The sequence below is a fragment of the Brevundimonas diminuta genome, from assembly GCF_039673845.1.
GTDB classification, from domain to species: Bacteria; Pseudomonadota; Alphaproteobacteria; order Caulobacterales; family Caulobacteraceae; genus Brevundimonas; species Brevundimonas diminuta_E.
On the sequence record NZ_JBDJMK010000001.1, the window covers coordinates 338,879 to 361,332 of the forward strand.

The window sequence follows — 22,454 nt, forward strand, 5'->3', positions numbered from 1 at the left end:
GATAGTGAAAGAAATGGTGGACGCGACAGGGATTGAACCTGTGACCCCCTCGGTGTGAACGAGGTGCTCTCCCGCTGAGCTACGCGTCCGCTCTGGAACGGGGCGGTCAGTGACTGCGCCGTCGGGAGGCGGGGACATAGCGTGGCCCTTCGACCCACGCAAGCCCAAATGGGCGATCCTCACAAGAAGATCCTGAAATCCAACGACGCTTTCGCAATCAGCCGCCTCATTACGGTTCACAGGGCTGGCCTCCCGCGCCCAACCCGGCTTCATACAGGGGCAAACCAAGCCTTGCGCCGCCCGTATAATGTGTGAATATGAGATCATCTTCAATTTTTGGGGGAGTTCAGTAATGGTTCAGCCGGTCGATCAGACTCAGGAATTGGTTTCGGACTGGGTCGAGGTGACGCAGACCATGATCGACGACTTCGGTCGTGCGACGCTGGACAACGACCCGTTCCACAATGATCCGGCGTGGGCGAAGGAAAACACGCCCTATCGCGGAACGATCGCGTTCGGATTCCTGACGGTGTCGTTGCTGACCCATCTGGCCGCCAACGCCATCGAGGGCGCAGGCGGGAACTTCAAACCTGCCGGCGGCTACTTCCTGAACTACGGATTTGACCGTATGCGTCTGGTGGCGCCGGTGCCGACGGGCAGCCGCGTGCGCGGCCGTTTCGTCAAGGGACCGGAGCATACGGACGAAGCCGGGCGCGTGCGCCGCTCGATGGACGCCGTTGTCGAGATCGAGGGTCGCGAGCGGCCTGCCCTGGTGGCTACCTGGCTCAGCGTCTGGGTGCCTGACAGCGCGATGGAAGAGAGGGCCTGATGTCCAGCGTCCAGCAGCGGTTGATGCCTTCCATGAAGACGTCGGCGGCAGGAGAAGCCCCGCTGCTGACGCTGATTTCCGACTATCCCGCCTGGTATGCCGAACGGACGCCCGATGCTCCGGCGGCAAGCCTGGACGGGCAGGTCCTGACCTGGGCTGAACTGGCGGAGAATGTCGACGCCCTGGCCCGCGCCATGATCGAGGCGGGCATCAACAGGGGCGACCGGGTCGCCATGCTGGCGCCCCCCTCCCCCGACTTTCTGACCGTCTTCCTGGCGACGGCGTCGATCGGCGCGATCTGGGTCGGACTGAACCCGCGCTATCGTCATGAAGAACTGGCCTATGTGGTGCGCGACTGTTCGCCGTCGCTGATCATCGGCCGCCGCCGGGTGGCGGAGCGGGATTACGTCAAGGAGCTGGAAGCGCTGGCCGCCGAATCCTCGGCCGACCTGGTGCTGATCGGCGAAGACGAACTGGACGCCCGCGCCCACCTGCCGCTCGGCGCCTATGTAGCCCAGGGCGCGGCCGTCACGGATGAAATGCTGGCGGAGCGCAGGGCGTCGGTCACGACGCGCGATCCCTGCCTGATCGTCTATACCTCGGGCAGCACGGGCAAGCCGAAGGGCGCCGTCCTGCATCATGAAGGGCTGATCCTGCCCGCGCTCGAACAGGGCGAAACCATGCGCGGCGAACCGCTGTGCATGCTGAACTATCTGCCGATCAATCACATCGGCTGTGTCGGGGACATCAGCGCCCTGGTGCTGGTCAACGGCGGCAAGCTGGCCTTCATGGAGCAGTTCGACGTCGAGGCGGGCCTGAACGCCATGACAGCCGAGGGCGTGACCCTGTGGGGCACGGTGCCGTCCGTGTTTGAAATGACGGTGGCTCACCCGGCCTTTGCCCAGGCGGACCTGTCGGCGGTGCGGCGGGTGTTCTGGGGCGGCGCCGCCATGCCTGCGTCGACAATCAAGGCGCTGATGCCCGTCGCGACCTGCATGGGCACCAACTATGGGCTGACGGAATCCTGCGGCCCCATCACCGCCACCGGCGACATGACCGTGCAGGGCGAGAACGACATCGCCTTCGCCACGGCCTCGGTCGGCCTTCCGACGCGCCATTATGAGGTCCGGCTGCGCGCCGAAAACGGGGCGCTGGTGCAGAACCCCGGCGTGGACGGCGAGATCGAAGCCAGGGGACCGTCGCTGTTCCTCGGCTACTGGAACCGGCCCGACGCGACGGCCGAAGCCTTCACCAAGGACGGCTGGTTCCGCACCGGCGACGTCGGGGCCTGGCTGGAGGACGGCCGCCTGCGCATCACCGGCCGCCTGAAGGAGATGTACAAGTCCGGCGGCTATAATGTGTATCCGCGCGAGATCGAGATGGCCCTTGAAGCGCATCCCGCCATCACCGAGGCCGCCGTGGTGGGGATCGCCGATCCGGTCTGGGGCGAGGTCGGCGTCGCCTTCGTCATCGCCCGCGGCACCGTTGACGAGGCGCAGCTTCAGGCCCATTGCCGCCATCGTCTGGCCAACTATAAAATTCCCAAACGCTTCGTGATCGCGCCGGACCTGCCGCGCCTGCCGGTCGGCAAGGCAGACAAGATGGCCCTGCGCCGTCTGGCGCTGGAGGACTGATGGACGCCGCTGTCGAGACGACGAACGCCATGGGGCGGGACAAGCCCCTGCGCCCGCGCCTGCTGGCCGGATATGGACTGGCCAATATCGGGCTGGCCTGTTTCCTGATCACGCCGCAGTTGCTGCTGCTCTACTTCCTGACCGATACCCTGGCGGTGCCGGCGGCGACGGCGGGTCTGGTGCTGATGCTGCCCAAGATCTGGGAGGTGGTGTTCGACCCTGTCGTCGGCCTGATGTCGGATCGGCTGCGCGGCCGGATGGGACGGCGCTGGCCCCTGATGGCGGCGGGCGCGGCCCTGTTTCCGCTGGGCTTTGCGGCCATGTTCGCCCCGCCGACGCATCTGACCGGGTTCGGGGCCGTGGTCTGGGTGATGGCGGCCTATATGGCGGCGACGACGGCCTATGCCCTTTTCTCGATTCCCTATGCCGCCATGCCCGGCGAGATTTCCCGGCGCCAGCAGGACCGAACCCGCGTCGTCGCCTGGCGCGTGGGCTTTCTGGCCGTCGGCCTGATGATCGCGGGCGGCGTCTCGCCCCTGCTGGTCGACATGGCGGGCGGCGGAAGGCCCGGCTATGCCGTCATGGGCCTGTTGCTGGCGCTGATGGCGGGCGGCGCCCTGCTGGGATCGCTGCGCGCGGTGTGGAAACTGCAGGACCGCAGCCGGGATTTCGGCACGCCGCTGAAGCCGGTCAAGGCGCTGGCCGCCGGGGTGCGCGCGACGCTGGGCAATCCGGCCTATCGCTTCCTGTGGATCGGCTACGCCTTCCAGACGGTCGCCATGGGCGCCCAGTCGGCGATGATGCCCTATGCCGTCACCTATCAGATTCAGGCGTCATCCGGCGTGCTGGCCCAGCTGTTCGTGGCTGGAGCGATCGTTCAGGTCGCGGCCATGCCCCTGTGGGTCAAGATCGCCGACCGCTGGGGTGCGACGCGCGCCGCCATCGGCGCCGCCGGAGCCTATGCACTGGCCACGCTGGGCTATGTGCTGTGCGGACCGGGCGATGTGGCGCTGGCGACGGTCGTGGCCGCGCTGGCGGGACTGGGTCAGGCAGGGTGCTACGTCCTGCCCTTCGCCCTGATGCCCAGCGTCGTCGCCGCTCGCGATCAGAACGAGGCCGAGGCCAATCTGGGCCTGCTGACGGCGGTGTGGGTGTCTGGCGAGAAGCTGGGGCTGGCGCTGGGCGGCGCTGCGGCGGGCGTCCTGCTGGGACTGGCGGGCTATGTGTCCGGCGGGCAGGCACAGCCTGAGTCGGCGCTGAAGGCCATTCCCCTGCTGTTCGCGGCGGGGCCGGCCCTGATGCTGGCGTGCAGCGCGCCGCTGATGCTGATGCTGGACCGGCTGCGTCGCCGTCAGGGCCGACCGCTGTAGGGCGGCCGCCGCCTCAGGCGGCGCTTCCGGCCGCCGGGCGCGAGGAACGCGACAGGAAGCCCGCCAGCCGAAGGGCCGCCTCGGGCAGGGCCTCGCCCCCGGTATAGTCGTTGATCGGCGCGTCGCCATAGGCCAGCTGGTGCCAGACCACGGTCACGGCGTCGGCCAGGATGTCATCGGCGTCAGCGCCGATGCGCGCCAGCACCTCGATGAAGGATTCGTCGGGCAGAACGATCATCTTGCGGGCGATCTCATCGGCCATGGCGACCAGCATATAGCCCGCCAGACGCACGGCGTCCGGGTCGTCATCGGCGCGGCGCCGCTGGATGCTTTCGGCCACGGCCTCGGCCCAGCGGCGGTTGATCTTCTGGGTGATCTGCAGGAACTCGGGAACATAGTCGCCGACCTGGAAGACGCACTTCATCAGGCCCGGGTTCTCGCGGCAGACGCGGAACCACAGACGGTTGGTCGAGCGGATCCGCGCAAAGGGCGTATCGCCCGTGGCCAGCGTCATCGCCTTGGCCACATAGTCGTCGAAGAAGCGGTTCAGCGCCTCTCCCGAAATCTCGACCTTATCCTTGAAGTAGACGTAGAAGGAGCCTTCGGCCACCTCGGCCTGGGCGGTGATGTCGCCCACGCGCATGGCGTGATAGCCGCGCTCTTCCAGCACCTGCGCCGCTGACAGCAGAAGACGCGCACGCGTGCGCTGTCCCTTGAGCCGGGGCGGATTGTCCCGCAGTTCGGCTGCCAGATAGGAGGAGTAGCTCTGCAGTTCCATCAACGCCCCGTCTTCGACGAGGTCGGATCACGCCCCAGCCCGCCGTTTCGATCAAGTAGGGGCGACGCCGGATAGCATCCGGCGCCGCCAGCCCCCTTAGTAACGCAAACGAAGATAGACGCCAGCGGAGCGGGGCTCGCCCATCGACACCCGGTCCATGCCCAGGGCCTCCAGATTGACGATGCCGCGCTGATAGACTTCGTCCGTCAGGTTGCGCGCCCACAGGCCGACCTCGGTCTTGCCGTCCGGCAGCGCCCAGCCCAGCTCGCCGTTGACGGTCCAGTAGCCGTCCTGGCTGAGCCGCTCGACGTTGCCCGAGCTGAAGTAGAACTTAGAGCGATACGACCCCGACAGGGTCATCAGCAGGTCGCCCTTGTCCGCCAGGCTGTGCTGATACGACACAGCCCCGTTGAAGGTGAACTCAGGCGCAGTCGGCAGGCGGTTGCCCGAGAAGTCCTCTCCGACCGAGATGTAGTTCTTGTATTCGCTGTCCAGAACGGCGGCGCCCAGCGAGATGTCCAGCCCCTTCATCGGCGCGACGGTCAGCTCGATTTCGGCGCCCTTGATGACGGCGTCCGAGGCGTTGTCGAGGATCGGCACGCTGGTCGGGCCGCGCACGACGTAGCTGTAAACCTGCAGATCCTGATAGTCGTAGTAGAAGGCCGCCGCGTTCAGGCGCGCGCGACGCCCGAACAGCTCGCTCTTGAAGCCAATCTCATAGGCGTTCAGCACTTCATCGTCATACGGACCCAGATCCTGCACGTCCGTGATCATGCCGCCCGCAAAGCCGCCGCTCTTGTAGCCGCGGTTGTAGCTGACATAGGCGCGCGAGTTGTCGCTGATGTCATAGTTCAAGACGGCGCGACCCGAGATGCTCTCGAACGACTTGGAGCCGTGGAAATCGACCAGGGTCACGCCCGCCTCGGTGAAGCGGCTGTGATAGTCCATGGTCTTGTCGTCGCGCGACCAGCGCAGGCCCGCGACCAGCGACAGACGGTCGGTCAGCTTGTAGTCGACCTCACCGAAGACAGCGTAGCTCTCGGTCTTCAGATCGTGCGGATAATAGACGCTGCCCACGCCCATCGCGACGCCGGTCATCGGGTCCGGCAGGGTGTTCAGCAGATCAAGCCCGATCTCGAAGGTGTTGTCCGACTTCAGGCTGTCGTTCATGTAGAAGACGCCTGCGACCCAGTCGAAGCGGCCGCCGCTGTTGGACTGCAGGCGGAACTCCTGGGTGAACTGGTCCTGATCGACGCGGTAGAAGCCCTTGATCAGATTATTCGGGCCTGAATCCGTATTCTCGTCGTCGCGGTGACGGGCGCTGACGAAGCCGGTGACCGACACCAGCGACAGCTGGCCCAGATCGACCGTGGTGGTGACGTCGGCGTTGAACAGCTTCAGCCGGTCGCGGCCTTCCATCGAATAGTCGCCCGCATAGGGATCGCCGTCCGTGTCGACATAGCCCAACGCATCAGTGCAGGCCGAGGTGCCGTAGAAGGCCGGCAGGCACCAGCCGTCAGCCCCCGTCGCCTCGGCCGTATGGGGGATCAGCCCCCTCGCCTGCCCCTGCAGGGCGCCGTTGCGGCTGTTGCCGCCGCCGACGTGGGCCAGAACCTCGACCCGGTCGTTGGGCGTATAGAGCAGCGACATCCGCGCGGCCCAGCGGTCGGCGTCGTTGACGTTGTGGCCGGTCAGGCGGTTCTTCGTATAGCCGTCGTCGCGGACGTAGTTGGCCGCCGCGCGGAAGGCCAGAACGTCCTCGATCACCGGGCCGCCGACGCCGCCTTCCAGCTCCAGCCGCTCGCGCGAGCCATAACGGGCGGTCAGGTCAGCCGTGTAATAGTCGGTCGGACGACGGCTGGTGATGTTCAGGGCGCCGCCCGTGGTGTTGCGGCCGAACAGCGTGCCCTGCGGCCCGCGCAGCACCTCGACCTGCGACAGGTCGAAGAAGGAATCCAGCTGCATGATCGACGAGCCGCGGATCACCCCATCCACATAGACGGCGGTCGGGCTGGGGTTGGTGGGGTTGAAGTCGTTCGAACCGACGCCGCGGATATAGACCTTGGGCGCAACGGACGAATCGCCGCCGTGGACCTGAAGACCCGGCGCCAGACCGCTTAATTCCAAAACGTTATTCACATTCATCCGGTCGAGATTTTCGCCCGAATAGGCTGTAATGGAGATCGGCACGTCCTGCAGATTCTGTGCGCGGTGACGCGCCGTCACGACAATGTCGCCAACTGTTGCGACATCAGAGGCGGCGTCCGGCTGAACTTGGGCGGTCTGTGCCTGGGCATTCGCGGCAAAGGCGATCGCCACAGTGCATACGGCTCCGAACAGGCTGGTCTTGTTCACGCTTCTTCCCCTAAAACGCCTCTGACTATCGTTAGAATTAAATATGAGGCCAGATTCATATACGCCTCATCCGACTATTGCTGTCAATGCAACCGACAGGTTGGAATACAGGCCCGCCGATCAACCTGACGGATGGAATCCATAAGCTATTGATCGACACGCGAAAAGTGTATCGGCACAAAAGACACACGCCGCCGCTTTTTTGAAAAACCATGCAGGGACAGGCCTCAGCGGTCCCGCCCCTGCCCGCCGTTACAGCGTATTCTTGTGAACCCGCCCGCCCTTCATGATCAGCCTCATGTTGCGATCCGGGTCAGCGATGATCGAGATATCGGTCAGCGGATCGCCCTCGACCACCAGAAGGTCCGCATAGGCGCTAGGCGCGATCCGCCCCAGCCCGGCCGGATAGGGATTGCGCGGCCCGGACAGGTTCAGGATACCGGCGTTGCCGCCCGTCAGCAGACGAAGCACCTCGGCGTCGCCATACCAGCGCGCGAACTTGGCCAGTTGCCGTCCCTGCGTCGTCGCCCCCTTGGGGCTGAACAGGATATCGGTGCCCAGCGCCATCTTCACCTTGTGCTTGCGGCCCCACTCGACCGCCATGGCCGTGCCCTGAGCAATCGCCTGCTGCTGGGCGCGCTGCTCGGCCGAGGCGTAAACATTGGCGTCTTCATCGGCCAGGAAGGGCTGAATGCTCCACCAGGCCCCGGCGTCGGCCATGCGGCGCACCGTTTCCTCGTCCGCCAACTGGCCGTGCTCGATGGACTTCACGCCCGCGGCGAGGGCTCGCTGGATGCCCCCCGGCGTATAGGTGTGAGCGCAGACATAGACGCCCCAGTCCGTCGCCGCCGACACGGCCGCCTTCATTTCCGCTTCGGAATACTGCAGCGCATCGACCGGATCATAGGTCGAGGCGACGCCGCCGCCCGCATGAATCTTGATCTGGCTGGCGCCCAGCATCAGTTGCTCGCGCACCCGGCGCAGCACCTCGGCCTCGCCGTCTGCAATGGCGGCGATGCCCGCCTGCTCGCCGACACTGAGAGGGCTCTGCGCGGTGCGCGGCAGATCCGTCCGCATGCGGAAATCGCCATGACCCGACGTCTGGGAAATCATCGCGCCCGAAGGATAGATGCGCGGCCCGGCGAAACGCCCCTCGTCAATCGCCCGCTTCAACGCAAAGCTGGGCCCGCCCATGTCGCGCACGGTCGTAAACCCGCGCATCAGAGTCCGCTCGGCTTCCTGAGCGGCGACCAGATGCAGATAGGGAATGTCGGCGGTCATCGCCGCCATCTGGGAAATGCCGACCAGCATGGTGTGCCAGTGCGCATCGATCATGCCCGGCATCAGAACGCGCCCGCCGCAATCGACCACATCGGCGTCCGCCACCGCCTCGCCCGCTGGAACAAGCGCCTGAATGCGGTCGCCGACGATCAAGACATTGCGCCCCTCGATCAGGCGGGTGCTGGCGCCGTCGAAAATCCGGACATTGGTCAGCAGACGCGGTTTGGCGGCGTCCTGCGCAAAGGCTGGCAGCCCGGCCGCAGCGAACCCCGCCGTCGCGCCCGCCAGAACCGCGCGCCGCGACATTCCTTCCATACGCGCCAGTAGTTTCTGCGCCTGCGGACTGTGACAGGCGCAAGTCGCACCATGATGCAGACTGCGCGTCCGTGAGACTCCACCGAACCAGGTTTTCACAGGCCCATCCTCATCCATCACGCGGCGCGCGCCGCAGCTCTGACGATAAGAACAGTTACGCTAGGCGGAATCCACAGGGCAGAAGGAATTCGCAGGATACAGCTGCAAAAAACGCAGGACGCAAATGCCGTCGCCGGTCGCAGACCTGTCGCGCAGCAGACCAGCACCGCCATAAACGCGAAATGTCATATGAGCTGTGATATGGCTTCGCCGGTTTCAGCAGGTCTTCCTGCTAACCCGTTGAAAGGAAGTGGTACGCCCCCCCGGGCTCGAACCGGGGACCCTCTGATTAAAAGTCAGATGCTCTAACCAACTGAGCTAGGGGCGCACATCGCGTTTGCGAAGAGGCGCGGAACATACGGATGGGTTCCGCGGCGGGCAAGAGGAAATTTCAGTAAATTTTCCAGCGTGAAAACAACACTCTCGCCAGACGGAAAAGCCTCTGCAAAGCGCCTTCACCCTGTCGATTCACTCCGGGTTCACATCGATCAGTTAAATGCCCGCAATGGGGGAACCGGCGTGTCTTCCCGACGTTTCCAGCCCTCAAGAGGGGGCCACATCATGAACCGACCCATGTTGAATCGAATCCTGATCGGCGCCGCCCTGTGCGCCACCGGCTTTCTGGCCGCCTGCGAACAGCCCTACAGCGAGCCCGAGCCGGTAGAGGCCCCCGCCCCCGTCGAGGCGCCTGCCGCCGAAGACGCCGCCGCGCCGGTCGTCGCCGAAACCCCGGCCGCGCCCGCGCCTGTCACGCCCGTCGAGGCCCTGCCGCCCGACCAGCGCTCATCAGAACAGACAGTCCAGCCCGAAAGCGATACGCTGTTTTACTGATTCCTCCGGCGAACGGGACTAAGCGCCCGAGATCGTCACGCAACCAGGGTCCGGATTTGACGTCGAGGCTTCCCCTCCTTCTTGCTGGCGCAGCCTTATGCGCTCTTGCAAGCCAGGCCGCCGCTGAACCCCGTGCGCAGATTCGCGGTGAAGTAGACGGCGATCTGAAACGTCAGCTCCAGCAGGCGATCGGTGATGTGGACGGCGCGCCGTCCAACCGGTTCGAAGCGCGGCGCCGCGCCCATGCGGCGCTGACCTCGGCTCAGGCCCTGTTGCGGTCCGAAGGCTATTATCAGGCCGAGGTCGAGGAACTGGTCGAGGGCGACGACAAGCCCGTTGCCGCCGTTCAGATCACGCCCGGCCGCCGCTTCCTGCTGGGGGAAACCTCAGTTAACTGGAGCGCGCCCGCGCCGGACGCCGAGACCAGCAGCGCCGTCATAGAAGATATCCGCCTGGAGCCCGGCGAACCCGGCCGCGCCGCCAACATACTGGAGGCCGAAGGTCGGATCGTCGCCGATCTGAGCCGTCGCGGCTATGCGGACGCAGTCGCCCTGCCCCGCCGGGTCGTCGTCGATCACGCCACATATCTGGTGGAGCCGGGCTTCAACATCGCCTCGGGCGAACTGGTCCGACTGAACGGCATCCAGTTGCGCACACGCGGGCCCAGCCGCGAGAACTGGGTCATGGGTCTGGTCCCTTGGAAGGAAGGCGACCGCTATGATCCCGAGGATGTCGCCGAACTGGAGCGGCGGCTTCAGGACACCGGCGTCTATGACTCGGTCAGCGTCTCCCTGTCGCCGCTGGACGACACGCGCCCGGACGGGCTGCGTCCGGTCGTGGTCAGCCTGGCCGATCGTCCGGTCAGCCTGCTGGAGGCCGGTGCCTCCTATTCGACCTATGAAGGCATCGGCGTCGATATCTTCCGCACGCGCTACAACCGGTTCGGGCGCGCCGACACCCTGCGTTACGGCGCGCGGATCGCCAGCATCGACAGCCGTATCGGCGGCGAGTGGTCCCAGCCTCACTGGCGCAAGCCGGGCCGCACGCTGAAGCTGTCGTCCTATATCGTCAACGAACAGACCGACGCCTATGACCGCAACGCCCTGACCCTGGCGGCGGACCTGTCACAACGCTTGGGCAAGACGTCCTGGTTCAGCTATGGCGTCGGCGTCGATGCGGGCCGTTATAAAGAGCACCGCTATGATCCGGTCAGCCAGGCGCCGATCACCTTTGACCGCGATCTGGCCATCGTCACCCTGCGCGGCAGCGCCTTCATGGATCGCACCAATGATCCGCTGAACCCGACGCACGGCTATCGACTGTCGCTGTCGACCCAGCCGACGGCGGTGACGGGCGAGGACACGGTGGTGTTCCTGCGCACAGACGGCATGGCGACGACCTATCGCCCGGTCGGCGCAGACGCCAAGACGGTGCTGGCCGGTCGGGTGCGCATCGGCTCCATCATCGGCGGCGAGGAACTGACGGTGCCGTCGGATCGTCTGTTCTATTCCGGCGGCGGCGGCTCAGTGCGCGGCTATTCCTATCAGAGCATCAACCCGCGCCTGCCCAACAACCGCCCGCGCGGCGGTCTGTCGCTGTTCGAGTCGTCGTTTGAAGTGCGGCGCGACATCGGTGAGAAATTCCAGGCCGTAGCCTTTGTCGACGGCGGCGCCGTGGGCTTTCAGGCGACGCCGAACCTGAACAACATGCGCTATGGCGCGGGCGTCGGCGTGCGTTACAAACTGCCGTTCGGCCCCGTGCGCGCCGACATCGCCTTCCCGCTGAACAAGCGTGAGGGCGACTCCGAATTCCAGCTCTATCTCAGCATCGGCCAGGCGTTTTGACCGACACACCTCCGCCTCACGAAACGGGCGCAGACGCCGCCGAAACGCCAGCCAAAAAGGCGAAGCGCAAACGCACGCGCCTGCAGATGGCCGCCTTCATCGGCGGAATGATCGTCGCGGGCCTGCTGGCGCTGGTGATCGTGCTGACGGTGGGCGGGCGGATGTATCTGCTGTCCGATTCCGGGCGCAACCTGGTCACCAGCTTTGTCGCCGGAAAGAAGATCAGCCGTTACGGCCGCATCAATGTCGAGGGGCTTCAGGGCGACCTGTTCAGCGATTTCCGCCTGAAGCGCGTCACCGTGACCGATGAAAAGGGCGTCTGGCTGGAAGCCAGCGACATCCACGTCGACTGGTCCTACTGGCCGCTGCTGGGCCGCCGTTTCCACGCCAAGGACATCAGCGCGGGCCAGATCCGCGTCCTGCGCCGCCCGGAACTGGAGCCGCCGGGCGAACCGGGCGGGCCGCAGCCCATCGACATCAATGTCGACCGCTTCAGCGCCAATATCGAGCTGATGGAGGACTTCTCCAAGGAATACGGCCGCTGGACCCTCAGCGGCGACGCCGCCATTCCGCGCAAGGGCGTCAAACAGGCCAACGTCAACGCCTACAGCCTGAACCGCAAGGGCGACTATCTGCGCCTCGCCGCCGCTTTCGGCGACAAGCCCGCCGACCTGCGCGTCAACCTGCGCGCCAATGAAGCCCAGGGCGGCCCCATCGCCGGGGCCCTGGGCTATTCGCCGAACCAGCCGTTCTCGGCCGTCGCTGTGGTCAATGGCGAGGTCGTGGACGTGGCGGTCCAGACCGGCCAGTTCCGTCCCCTGCTGGTCAAGGGGACCTATGGCGACAAGGGCGCCCGCGTGTCGGGCTATGCCGACTTCTCGGGCTCGGACCTGCTGGAGCCCTTTATCGAGCGCATCGGCCGCACGGCGCGCTTCGGCTTCGCCATGACGCCGGACGCCAGGCGTGAAGACTATCAGGGCGTGGCCTGGCGCCTGTATGCCGACAATATCGAATCCAGCGCGCGCGGCCTGATCCGCACAACGGACAACACCGCTCCTGAAGGCGTCAGCCTGGAGGTGAAGACCCCCTCGCTCAGCCGTCTGGTAGGCAGCCCCATCGCCGGTCCCGCCGCCTATACGGGCGTGTTCAAGGGCGACGCCAATGTCTGGACCCTGCAGGGGTCGGCCAGCCTGCAACAGGCCGACATCGCCTCCTATCGCGCGACGCGAATCTCAGGCCCGGTGAACATCGCCGCCAACAAGGGCCGCATCGATGTGACGACGGACGTTCAGGCGGCCGGAGGCTCATCTGCGGGCATCATCGGCGGCCTGCTGGGCGCCGCCCCGCGCATCCAGTTGGAAGGCACCCGCATGGCCGACGGCGCCATGCTGCTGAAGAAGATCGACGCGCGCGGACAGGGCCTGACCCTGACCGGATCGGGCGGACGCACGCTGAACGGCGGGCTGAACTTCAACGGCCGCGCCGACCTGACCGACCTGTCGCGCATCCAGCCGGGCGCGCGCGGCGCCTTCGGCGGCCCGATCCGCGCCGCATCGGCCAAAACGGGCGCGCCCTGGACCCTCAGCTTCGACGGTCGCGGCTCGCGCATGGCCATCGGCATGGAAGAGCTGGACCGCCTGCTGGGCGCCGCCCCGCGCCTTCAGTTGGCCGGGTCGCTGAACAACAACGTCATCTCCATTGATCGCGGCGAGCTGACAGGCGCGGCCGGACGCGCCGGCGCCAAGGGCCTGATCGAGGGCGCCAAGATGCGGCTGGCCCTGAACTGGAACGCCCACGGGCCATTCGGCGTCGGCCCCGTCGCCATCGACGGCGCCATGTCGGGCGACGGCGCCCTGACCGGCACCCTGGCCCAGCCGCGCGCCGACCTGCGCGCCGCCTTCGACAAGGTCGAGGCGGGCGGACTGATCCTGACCAAGGCCGATCTGATCCTCAGCTTCCGCAAGGGCGCCGACGCCTCTGACGGGCGGGTGGTGCTGAACTCCGGCTCCAACTATGGACCGGCGCGCGCCTCGGGGAACTTCTTCCTGGGCGGGCCGCGTCTGCGCCTTTCGGACGTGGACGTGAACGCGGGCGGGATCACGGCCCAGGGCGACGTCGCCCTGTCGAACAACTTCCCCTCCAGCGCCGATCTGACCTTCACGGCGCGTCAGGGCGCCTTCCTGGCCACGGGCGAGGCCAACGGCCGCGTGCGCCTGACTGAAGGCGCGGGCGATCAGACCGCCGTGCTGGACGTCACAGGCCGCAACATACGCCTGACCGGTCAGGACTGGACCCTGCGCAACCTGTCGCTGAAGGGTCAGGGCACGCTGGACCGCCTGCCCTTCACCCTGGCCGCCGATGTGGGCGGCGAAAATCCGGTGCAGTTCAACGGCTCGGGCGAATACGCCCGCCAGAACGAGGCGCACAGCCTGACCCTGCGCGGCGGCGGTCGTGTGCGCGACATCGCCTTCACCACCCGCGCGCCTGCTGTCTTCGCTCTGAACGGCGACGGCCGCGTGGCCCGTGTGGATCTGGGCGTCGGCGGCGGCTTCCTGACCGGCGAACTGAAGCAGGACAGCAAGGGCAGCGTCATCCAGGCCGACCTGAACAATGTCGAAATGGGCTCACTCGTCCCCGACCTGCGCGGTCAGGTGACGGGCCGCCTGTCCCTGCAGGGTCAGGGCGACAGCCTGAGCGGATCGGCCAATGTCGATCTGAGGCGACTGCGCAGTCTGGACGCGCCCAGCGGTCTGGCGGTCGACGGCGCGCTGAACGCCGACCTCAGCGGCGACACCCTGCGCCTGCAGGCTCAGGCGCGGAACGGCACGACGGTTCAGGCCTCGGCGGACGTCACCCTGCCGGTCGAGACTTCGGCCGCCCCCTTGCGTCTGGCCATCGCCCGGACCCGCGACCTGTCGGGTCAGGTGTCCATCCGCGGTCAGGTCCAGCCGATCTGGGACCTGTTCCTGGGCGGCGCCCAGTCGCTGTCGGGTCAGGTCAATGGTCAGGCGAGCATCGCCGGCACCCTGAACGCGCCGCGCCTCAACGGCCGTCTGGACCTGAACGAGGGCGCTTTCCGCGACAGCATGACCGGCCTGCGCCTCGAAAACGTGACCCTGGCCAGCCGCTTCAACGACAGTCAGGCCGTCATCGAACGCTTCCAGGCCACCGACGGCCAGAAGGGCGAGGTGTCGGGCAGCGGCGATCTGGGCCTGCGCGAGGGTTCGCCCTCGACCCTGCGGCTGGAGCTGACGCGGTTCCGGGTCATCGACAATGATCTGGCCAAGGCCCGCGCCAACGGCCGCCTGACCGCCGTGCGCGGCGCGGACGGCAACATCCAGCTGACCGGCGACGTGAACATCGACGAAGCCCAGATCTCGCCCGACATGCCCGGCTCAACCGGCATCGTCAAAATGGACGTGGTCGAGATCAACCGTCCCGGCGGCGACCCGGTCGAGGTCGAGAAGAAGGCCAAGGGCGGCCCGCAGATCGGCCTCAACATCAACCTGACCGGCCGCGAAATCTATCTACGCGGACGCGGGCTGAACGTCGAACTGCGCGCCGACGCCCGCGTGCGCGGAACCATCGCCCAGCCCGAGCTGAGCGGCACGGCCAATGTGGTGCGCGGCGACTATGAGTTCTCGGGCAAGCGTTTCGTGTTTGACGACCGTGGATCGGTCACCCTGTCGACCGATCCGGCGCGGATCCGCCTGAATCTGGAGGCCGTGCGCGAGGACCCCGCCCTGACCGCCGTCATCAAGGTCACGGGCACGGCCGCCTCGCCGAAGATCGAGCTGACGTCCAAGCCGGAACTGCCGCAGGATGAAATCCTGTCGCGGGTGCTGTTCGGCCGGTCGGCGGCGCAGCTGTCGCCGTTCGAGGCGGCGCAACTGGCCTCGGCCGTGGCGTCCCTGGCGGGCGGCGGCGGCTTCGACGTGGTCGGCAACCTGCGCGAGCTGGCCGGGCTGGACCGACTATCATTCAGCGGCGAGGCGTCCAGCCTGACCGTCGCCGGCGGCCGCTACATCACCGACGACATCTATCTTGAGGTCATCGGCGGCGCCGAGCGCAGCGCGGCGGTCAAGGTCGAGTGGCAGGTCCGCCGCAACCTGGCCGTCACCTCCCAGTTCGGCGGCGAAGGCGACACCGCCCTGTCGGTCCGCTGGCGTCGCGAAGGCCCCCGCCCGGGCGGCGACCGACGTGACCGCAGGCCCAACGCCTCCGCGCGACGCTAGAACAGACAACCCGGCCTGATCGCCGGGTTGTTTTTCGCCCATTTTGTTCTTGCTTTGTTCTAGACCGTTCCGCATCATGCGGCCATGAACAAGGCGATCAATGGACGCGGCGCCCGTTCCAACGCCTCGGGCCGGTATGAAGCCGACCAGCGCGAGGACTGGGACGACGGCTGGACAGATCAGGACGAGGCGGCCGCCCCGCTTCGCACCACCCTGTCCCCGGAACACGCCCGCACCATCATCGCCCGTAATACAAGTCCCGACGTCGGCTTCGATCGCTCCATCAACCCCTACAAGGGCTGCGAACATGGCTGCATCTACTGTTACGCCCGTCCGTCCCATGCCTGGATGGGCCTATCCCCGGGCCTGGATTTCGAGAGCCGGATCTTCTTCAAGCCGGACGCCGCGCGTCTGCTGGAACGGGAGCTCTCAAAACCGCGATACGTCTGCCGGCGCATCCACATAGGCGGCAACACCGACCCCTATCAGCCGGTTGAACGCAACACCCGTTCGACCCGCTCGATCCTTGAGGTCATGCAGCGTTTCAATCAGCCGTTCAGCATCATCACCAAGTCGGTGCTGATCGCGCGTGACGCCGACATTCTGGGCGACATGGGACGACAGGGGTTGGCCTCGGCCTATGTCTCCATCACCACCCTGGACCGCAGGCTGGCGCGGGCGATGGAGCCGCGCGCCTCAACACCCGCCAAGCGGCTTGAGGCGATCAGCCGTCTGGCCGAGGCCGGATGCCCGGTCGGCGTCGGCTTCGCGCCGGTCATTCCGGGCCTGAACGATCATGAGCTGGAGGCTGTGCTTGAAGCGGCGCAGAAGGCGGGCGCGACCTCGGCCATGTATGTGACGCTACGGCTGCCGCTGGAGATCAAGGATCTCTTCCGCGAATGGCTGGCCGACGCCCGCCCCGAGCGCGCGGCGCGGGTCATGTCCCTGATCCGCCAGACGCGGGGCGGCAAGGATTACGACCCCGACTGGTCACAGCGCATGAAGGGAACCGGCCCGGTGGCCGAACTGATCGCCACGCGCTTCAAGGCGGCGATCAAACGCTATGGTCTGGATGCGCCGCGTCCGGCGCTGGACGTCAGCCGCTTCCGCGTTCCCGCCGACGCCCGGCCGCAACTGGAACTATTCGACCTGGCCTGCTGATCAACGCCTGAATACGCCGACCAGTTCGATGTGCGTCGACCAGATGAACTGGTCAATCGGCGTGACCTGCTCCAGCCGGAAACCGGCGTTGACCAGAACGCGCGCGTCGCGGGCGAAGGTCTGGGGATTGCACGATACGCCGACAATGATTGATGCCTTCGTGCCCGGCAGCTGCTGCGTCTGCTCCAGCGCGCCCGCGCGCGGCGGGTCCATGACGATGGCCTCGCATCCCTTCAGGTCGAAGGGCGACAGCGGACGCCGGAAAAGATCGCGCGCCTGAGCCTCGATTCCCTTCAGCCCCTGCGCCGTGCCGAGGCCTGCCTTCAGGGCGGCGATGGAGGACGCGGCGGAATCAGCGGCCGTCACGCTTGCGACCTCGGCCAGAGGAAAGGTGAATGTGCCTCCGCCGCAGAACAGGTCGGCGACCTTCTTGGCGCCCCGCACCGCCTGCACCGCACGCTCGACCATGGCCGCCTCGGCGACGGGCGACGCCTGAAGGAAACCGCCAGGGGGAAGCGGCACAGACGCGCGCCCGAACCGCACGCGCGGCTGGCGCGCCATGACCAGCGTATCGCCATCCAGACTGAGCCGCGCCAGATCCGCCTCGGCCGCCGCCGCAATGGCCATGGCCAGTTGATCGCCGTTCAGCCCGCCCGAACGCTTCTCCACGCCTGTCACATCGACATCCAGCCCCGCGTCGGTCGCCGTGACGTGCAGGGTCGGCGCTGATTTGGGATGCCCCAGAAAAGGCTCTGCAACCCTTGCCAGCGCAGGCAGCGCCGCCGTCAGGCGCGGGTCGGACAGCGGGCAATCCGTCAGTTCGACCACCCGCCACGACTTGCGCGCCTTGAAGCCCAGAATGACGCGGCCGTCCGGCCCCTTGCGGGCGTGCAGCGCCAGTCGGCGTCTGGCAGCCAGCGGCGTGGCCACGGTCGCCTCGACTTCGGTCTCCAGCCCTTCGCGTGACAGGGTCTGGATCACCACCTCGCGCTTCCACGCCAGATAGGGTTCCTCGGCCCAGTGCTGCAGCGGCGCGACGCCGCATTCGGCATAGGTCTGCGAATGGATTGGGCGCCGGTCGGGGCTGGCCTCAATCAGGTCGAAAGGCCCGGCGCGGCCGTCGTGGACCTCTGCGGCGACCACCTCGCCCGGCAGGGCGCCCGGCACGAAGACGGAGCCGTCTGCGGTGTCGGCGATTCCATCGCCCTGATGGCCCATGCGGGATATGGTCAGCGTCTGCATCATGGGCGGCTTCTAGCCGTTTCGGCATAAAAACCGAAACATGAACGAAGATGAACGGGCCGATCAAAAGCCGTTCAGCTTCACACCCCTATTCATGGCTGCAACAGACAGCGGCCTGACCCGTTCAGGAACATCTTCTGTCGAAGGATAAAACACGATGATCGCTCTCATCTCGAAAAAAGCTTCGGCCGCCGCCATCGCCGTTCTGGCCTGCGCCTCCGCTGTCGCCCTGCCCGGCGTCGCCTCGGCCCAGAGCTATGGCTATGACTATCCGCCCGCCTATGGCTATGGAAACGGCGGTTACAGCCAGGGGACCTATTACGATCCCTGCGCCCGCGATCAGCGTCAGCGCGCCACGACCGGCGGCCTGCTGGGCGCCGCGATCGGCGCCGTGGCCGGCTCACAGATGGCCGCGCGTGGTCGCCGCACCGAGGGCAGCGCCCTGGGCGGCGTGCTGGGCGCCGCGATCGGCGCGGGCGTGGGCAACAGCTCGGCCGCCTGCGACAGCAACTATCGCCGCGACGCGCGCTATCCGACCTCGGCCTATTCCGGAACCTATGTCCCGCCGGCCTATGGCTACGACAACCGCGGCTATGACAATCGCGGATACGATAACCGCAACTATGACTACGACCGTCGCTACGACGACCGCCGCGATGGTTACGACTATTACCGGGACTATTCCGACACCCGCGCTTCCGCGCCGCGCGACGCCGATCAGTGCCGCCTGGCCGAGAGCAACATCCGTCTTCCCGACGGTCGCATGGAGACGCGCTATGTGCGCACCTGCATGGACCAATCGGGCCGTTATCGCGTCGTCGATTAAGTTTCAGCCCCCCTGTCAATCGACGATGTGAAGAGGGCCGCCGGATCACCGGCGGCCCTCTAATCTTTCAGGCTCAGGCCTTTTGCGCCCAGAGCAGGAACTCGACATTGCCGTCGCCGCCGGTGATCGGACTGTCGGCGACCTCGCGTACGGTCCAGCCGCTCAGCACCAGCCATTCCCGCACCCGCGCCACGGCTGCGGCATGAGCTTCAGGGTCCTTGACCACCCCCTTCTTGCCGACCGATTTGGGGCCGTCCGCCTCGAACTGAGGTTTCACCAGAGTGATCAGATCCGCTCCCGGCGCCACCAGATCAAGCGCGGCGGGCAGCACCTTCGCCAGACTGATGAAGCTGGCGTCGCAGACAATCAGCGACGGCGCCTCGGTGATGATGGCGGGCGTCAGGTCGCGGGCGTCCGTCTTTTCCAGATTCATCACGCGGGGATCGACGGCGACTGTCGGGTGAAGCTGGCCCGTGCCGACGTCGACGGCGAAGACCTGCGCCGCCCCGCGATCCAGACAGACCTCGGTGAAGCCTCCGGTCGAGGCGCCGACATCCAGCACCGCGCGCCCCTTGACCGCAACCGGCCACAGGTCCAGCGCCCGCTCCAGCTTCAGCGCGCCGCGCCCGACCCAGCGATGGGCGGCCTCAGCCTCGATGAGGGCGTCCTCGGCGACTTTTTCCGACGGCTTGGCGACCGTGCGGCCATCCGCCGTCACCAGCCCCGCCTCAATGGCGGCGCGGGCGCGGGCGCGACTGTCGAAGACGCCCCGCGCGACGAGAAGCTGGTCGATCCTCACGGCCTGAGAGTCCTTACAGGGCTTCCAGCCGCTTGAGCGCGCCCTGAAGGCGGGCCTTGCCCTCCTCCGCCTCGGCCAGTTTGGCGCGCTGTTCCTCGACCACCTCGGCGGCGGCGCGGGCGACGAAGTTGGGGTTGCCCAGCTTCTTGTTCACATGGCCGATGTCGGCGTCGAAGGCGGCGATCTCCTTCTCCAGACGCGCGCGTTCGGCCGCCAGATCGATGATCCCGGCCAGCGACAGCGCGACCGTCGCCCCGCCCGAGACGAAGGTCACGGCCCCGGCGGGCGCGGCCTCGGCAACGGCGACCTCGGACACCCGTCCCAGGGTCAGGATCAAGTCGCGATGGCGCGCGATGCGTTCAGCCGTGGCGGCGTCCGGCGAGACGAAGGCCAGCGGCGGCTTGGCCGATGGCGGCACGTTCATCTCAGCCCGCAGAGCGCGGATTTCACCGATCAAATCGACCAGCCAGCCGATCTCAGCCTCGGCCGAAGCATCGACGAAGGCATCCGGCAGCACAGGCCAGGTTTCGCCCATCAGTAGACCGTCGCGAGCCGGGCCCTCCTTGCCCAACTCGGCCCACAGCTCCTCGGTAATGTAGGGCATGACCGGGTGCAGCAGCTTCAACGTCTGGTCGATGGTCCAGGCGGTCATGGCGCGGGTCTCGGCCTTGGCGGCTTCATCGGCGCCGTTGAACACCGGCTTGGCCAGCTCCAGATACCAGTCGCAGAAGACGTTCCAGATGAAGCGGTAAAGCGCGCCCGCCGCATCGTCGAAACGGCCGCCTTCGATGGCGTCCGACACCTGCCGCTCGGCCTTGGTCAGTTCGCCGCGAATCCAGCGGTTGATCGTCTGCTGCACGCCTGCGGGGTCGAAACCCTCGACACGGCGCGCCTCGTTCATCTGGCTGAAGCGGGCGGCGTTCCACAGCTTGGTGCCGAAATTGCGATAACCTTCAATGCGCTGTTTCGACAGTTTGATGTCGCGCGTACCCGACAGGATGGCCATGGTGAAGCGCAGGGGGTCGGCGCCCAGTTCGTCGATAATGTTCAACGGGTCGATGACGTTGCCCTTGGACTTCGACATCTTCTGGCCCTTCCCGTCGCAGACCAGACCGTTGATGATGACGCGCTTGAAGGGAACTTCGCCGTCCATGAAGTGCAGGCCCATCATCATCATCCGGGCGACCCAGAAGAAGATGATGTCCGCCGCCGTCACCAGATCGCTGGTCGGATAGAAGCGCTCCAGATCCTCGGTCTTTTCCGGCCAGCCCATGGTCGAGAATGGCCACAGGGCGGAACTGAACCAGGTGTCCAGAACGTCCTCGTCCTGGGTCAGCACCACCTCGGAATCATAGTCCGACAATGCCTGTTCGCGGGCGTCCTCTTCCGTTTCGGCGACGTAGATCTCGCCGTTCGGGCCGTACCAGGCGGGGATGCGGTGGCCCCACCACAGCTGGCGCGAAATGCACCACGGTTCGATGTTGCGCAGCCACTCGAAATAGATCTTCTCATAGGACTTCGGCTCGAAGACGGTGGCGCCGTCCTCGACCGCCTTCAGGGCAGGCTGGGCCATGACTTTGGCGTCGACGTACCACTGGTCCGTCATCCACGGCTCGATGACGACGCCCGAGCGGTCGCCGTGCGGGACCATGTGCTTGGTCTTCTCGATCTCGCGCAGCCAGCCTTCTTCTTCAGCGCGGGCGACGATGGCTTTGCGCGCCGCGAAGCGGTCCATGCCCTCGTATTCAGCGGGCACGTCGGGCGTGTCGGCGGCGGTGATGCGGCCGAAGGCGTCCATGATGTTCAGGGCTTCAAGTCCTGCACGCTTTCCAACGCCAAAGTCATTGAAATCATGGGCAGGCGTAATCTTCACTGCGCCCGAGCCCTTGGTCGGGTCGGCATAGTCGTCGGCGACAATCGGAATACGGCGGCCGGTGATCGGCAGGGTGACGAACCGGCCCACCAGGCCCTTGTAACGCTCGTCCTCGGGGTGAACGGCCACGCCGGTGTCGCCCAGCATGGTCTCCGGCCGGGTCGTGGCGACGACGATGAAGTCGCGCGTCTCGAACTCGGTCGCCTTGCCGTCCTCGTCGAAGGCGATCGGATGCTCATAGGTCACGCCGTCCGACAGGCGATAAGCGAAATGCCAATAGGCCCCGTCGACCTCTTTCTGCTCGACCTCAAGGTCGCTGATGGCGGTCTGGAAATGCGGGTCCCAGTTCACCAGACGCTTGTCGCGATAGATCAGGCCGTCCTTGTGCAGTTGCACGAAGACCTTACGGACGGCGGCGTTCAGCCCCTCATCCAGCGTAAAGCGTTCGCGCGACCAGTCGCAGGACGAGCCCAGACGGCGCAACTGGCGCACGATGGTCCCGCCGGATTCGGCCTTCCACTCCCACACCTTTTCGATGAAGGCGTCGCGGCCCATGTCGCGGCGGCCGATGTTGCCCTCCGCCGCCAGCTTGCGCTCGACCACCATCTGGGTGGCGATGCCCGCGTGGTCGGTGCCCGGCAACCACAGGACCGCCTTGCCCTTCATGCGGTGATAGCGGGCCAGAATGTCCTGAAGCGTGTTGTTCAGAGCGTGGCCGATATGCAGGCTGCCCGTTACGTTCGGCGGCGGAATGACGATCGAATAGGCATCGGCGGCGCCGTCGGTCGGCTTGGCCGCGCGCGGGGCGAACAGGCCGCTGTCCTCCCACTGGGCGTAGATGCGCGGCTCGGCGGCCTTGGGTTCGAACGTCTTCTCAAGCATGGTCATCTCGTTTCCCCGGCGACCGACGCGGCGCGCCGTCGATCGGGGCTGGAATTCTTCGGTAAAGCAAAGGGCGGCCCCGCCGGAACCGCCCTCATAG

14 protein-coding genes and 2 tRNA genes are annotated in these 22,454 nt (G+C 66.4%); 8 read left to right on the forward strand and 8 right to left on the reverse strand.

Annotated features, from left to right (window positions below; genetic code table 11):
• Positions 1 to 14: 14 nt before the first annotated feature.
• Positions 15 to 89: transfer RNA gene (locus ABE454_RS01655), tRNA-Val, on the reverse strand.
• A gap of 263 nt (positions 90 to 352) precedes the next feature.
• Here ABE454_RS01655 and ABE454_RS01660 point away from each other — a divergent pair.
• The 3 genes from ABE454_RS01660 to ABE454_RS01670 are packed head-to-tail and all read left to right on the forward strand — an operon-like array spanning position 353 to position 3,833.
• Positions 353 to 829 (forward strand): MaoC/PaaZ C-terminal domain-containing protein, encoded by a 477-nt coding sequence (locus ABE454_RS01660; RefSeq protein ID WP_346528379.1) that lies wholly within the window; start codon positions 353 to 355, stop codon positions 827 to 829.
• A complete protein-coding gene (locus ABE454_RS01665; protein ID WP_346528381.1) occupies positions 829 to 2,463 on the forward strand; it encodes a class I adenylate-forming enzyme family protein in 1,635 nt (544 codons plus the stop codon). The genes ABE454_RS01660 and ABE454_RS01665 overlap by 1 nt, the downstream gene beginning before the upstream one ends.
• On the forward strand, positions 2,463 to 3,833 hold the full coding sequence (locus tag ABE454_RS01670) for an MFS transporter (RefSeq protein ID WP_346528382.1): 1,371 nt from the start codon (positions 2,463 to 2,465) through the stop codon (positions 3,831 to 3,833). The genes ABE454_RS01665 and ABE454_RS01670 overlap by 1 nt, the downstream gene beginning before the upstream one ends.
• 13 nt (positions 3,834 to 3,846) lie before the next feature.
• Here the strand turns inward: ABE454_RS01670 and ABE454_RS01675 are convergent, their stop codons facing one another.
• The 4 genes from ABE454_RS01675 to ABE454_RS01690 all read right to left on the reverse strand — a co-directional run bounded on the left by ABE454_RS01675 (position 3,847) and on the right by ABE454_RS01690 (position 8,989).
• Positions 3,847 to 4,611, reverse strand: a complete 765-nt coding sequence (locus tag ABE454_RS01675; protein ID WP_346528384.1) for a TetR/AcrR family transcriptional regulator — start codon at positions 4,609 to 4,611, stop codon at positions 3,847 to 3,849.
• 96 nt (positions 4,612 to 4,707) lie between these two features.
• Complete coding sequence (locus tag ABE454_RS01680; protein ID WP_346528385.1) at positions 4,708 to 6,966, reverse strand: TonB-dependent receptor; 2,259 nt, start codon at positions 6,964 to 6,966, stop codon at positions 4,708 to 4,710.
• Between the two features lie 252 nt (positions 6,967 to 7,218).
• Positions 7,219 to 8,553: a metal-dependent hydrolase family protein gene (locus tag ABE454_RS01685; protein ID WP_346528387.1), complete on the reverse strand. Its 1,335-nt coding sequence runs from the start codon at positions 8,551 to 8,553 to the stop codon at positions 7,219 to 7,221.
• 359 nt (positions 8,554 to 8,912) lie between these two features.
• Positions 8,913 to 8,989 (reverse strand) — tRNA-Lys (locus tag ABE454_RS01690).
• Positions 8,990 to 9,234: 245 nt separating this feature from the next.
• Between ABE454_RS01690 and ABE454_RS01695 the strand changes: the two genes are divergently transcribed.
• The 4 genes from ABE454_RS01695 to ABE454_RS01710 all read left to right on the forward strand — a co-directional run bounded on the left by ABE454_RS01695 (position 9,235) and on the right by ABE454_RS01710 (position 16,732).
• Positions 9,235 to 9,492: a hypothetical protein gene (locus tag ABE454_RS01695; protein WP_346528389.1), complete on the forward strand. Its 258-nt coding sequence runs from the start codon at positions 9,235 to 9,237 to the stop codon at positions 9,490 to 9,492.
• Positions 9,493 to 9,689: 197 nt separating this feature from the next.
• Complete coding sequence (locus ABE454_RS01700) at positions 9,690 to 11,336, forward strand: autotransporter assembly complex protein TamA (protein ID WP_346528391.1); 1,647 nt, start codon at positions 9,690 to 9,692, stop codon at positions 11,334 to 11,336.
• Positions 11,333 to 15,571, forward strand: coding sequence for a translocation/assembly module TamB domain-containing protein (locus tag ABE454_RS01705; RefSeq protein ID WP_346528393.1), 4,239 nt, complete (start codon positions 11,333 to 11,335; stop codon positions 15,569 to 15,571). The genes ABE454_RS01700 and ABE454_RS01705 overlap by 4 nt, the downstream gene beginning before the upstream one ends.
• Before the next feature lie 84 nt (positions 15,572 to 15,655).
• Complete coding sequence (locus tag ABE454_RS01710) at positions 15,656 to 16,732, forward strand: PA0069 family radical SAM protein (protein ID WP_346528395.1); 1,077 nt, start codon at positions 15,656 to 15,658, stop codon at positions 16,730 to 16,732.
• Here ABE454_RS01710 and ABE454_RS01715 read toward each other — a convergent pair whose 3' ends face one another.
• Positions 16,733 to 17,974: a class I SAM-dependent RNA methyltransferase gene (locus ABE454_RS01715; protein ID WP_346528511.1), complete on the reverse strand. Its 1,242-nt coding sequence runs from the start codon at positions 17,972 to 17,974 to the stop codon at positions 16,733 to 16,735. It abuts the gene before it with no gap.
• Between the two features lie 157 nt (positions 17,975 to 18,131).
• On the opposite strand from ABE454_RS01715, the gene ABE454_RS01720 reads away from it, so the two are divergent.
• Positions 18,132 to 18,800 (forward strand): glycine zipper 2TM domain-containing protein, encoded by a 669-nt coding sequence (locus tag ABE454_RS01720; RefSeq protein ID WP_346528397.1) that lies wholly within the window; start codon positions 18,132 to 18,134, stop codon positions 18,798 to 18,800.
• Positions 18,801 to 18,873: 73 nt separating this feature from the next.
• Here the strand turns inward: ABE454_RS01720 and ABE454_RS01725 are convergent, their stop codons facing one another.
• Positions 18,874 to 19,599: a TlyA family RNA methyltransferase gene (locus tag ABE454_RS01725; RefSeq protein ID WP_346528399.1), complete on the reverse strand. Its 726-nt coding sequence runs from the start codon at positions 19,597 to 19,599 to the stop codon at positions 18,874 to 18,876.
• A gap of 13 nt (positions 19,600 to 19,612) precedes the next feature.
• Positions 19,613 to 22,354 (reverse strand): valine--tRNA ligase, encoded by a 2,742-nt coding sequence (locus tag ABE454_RS01730; RefSeq protein WP_346528401.1) that lies wholly within the window; start codon positions 22,352 to 22,354, stop codon positions 19,613 to 19,615.
• Positions 22,355 to 22,454: the final 100 nt, after the last annotated feature.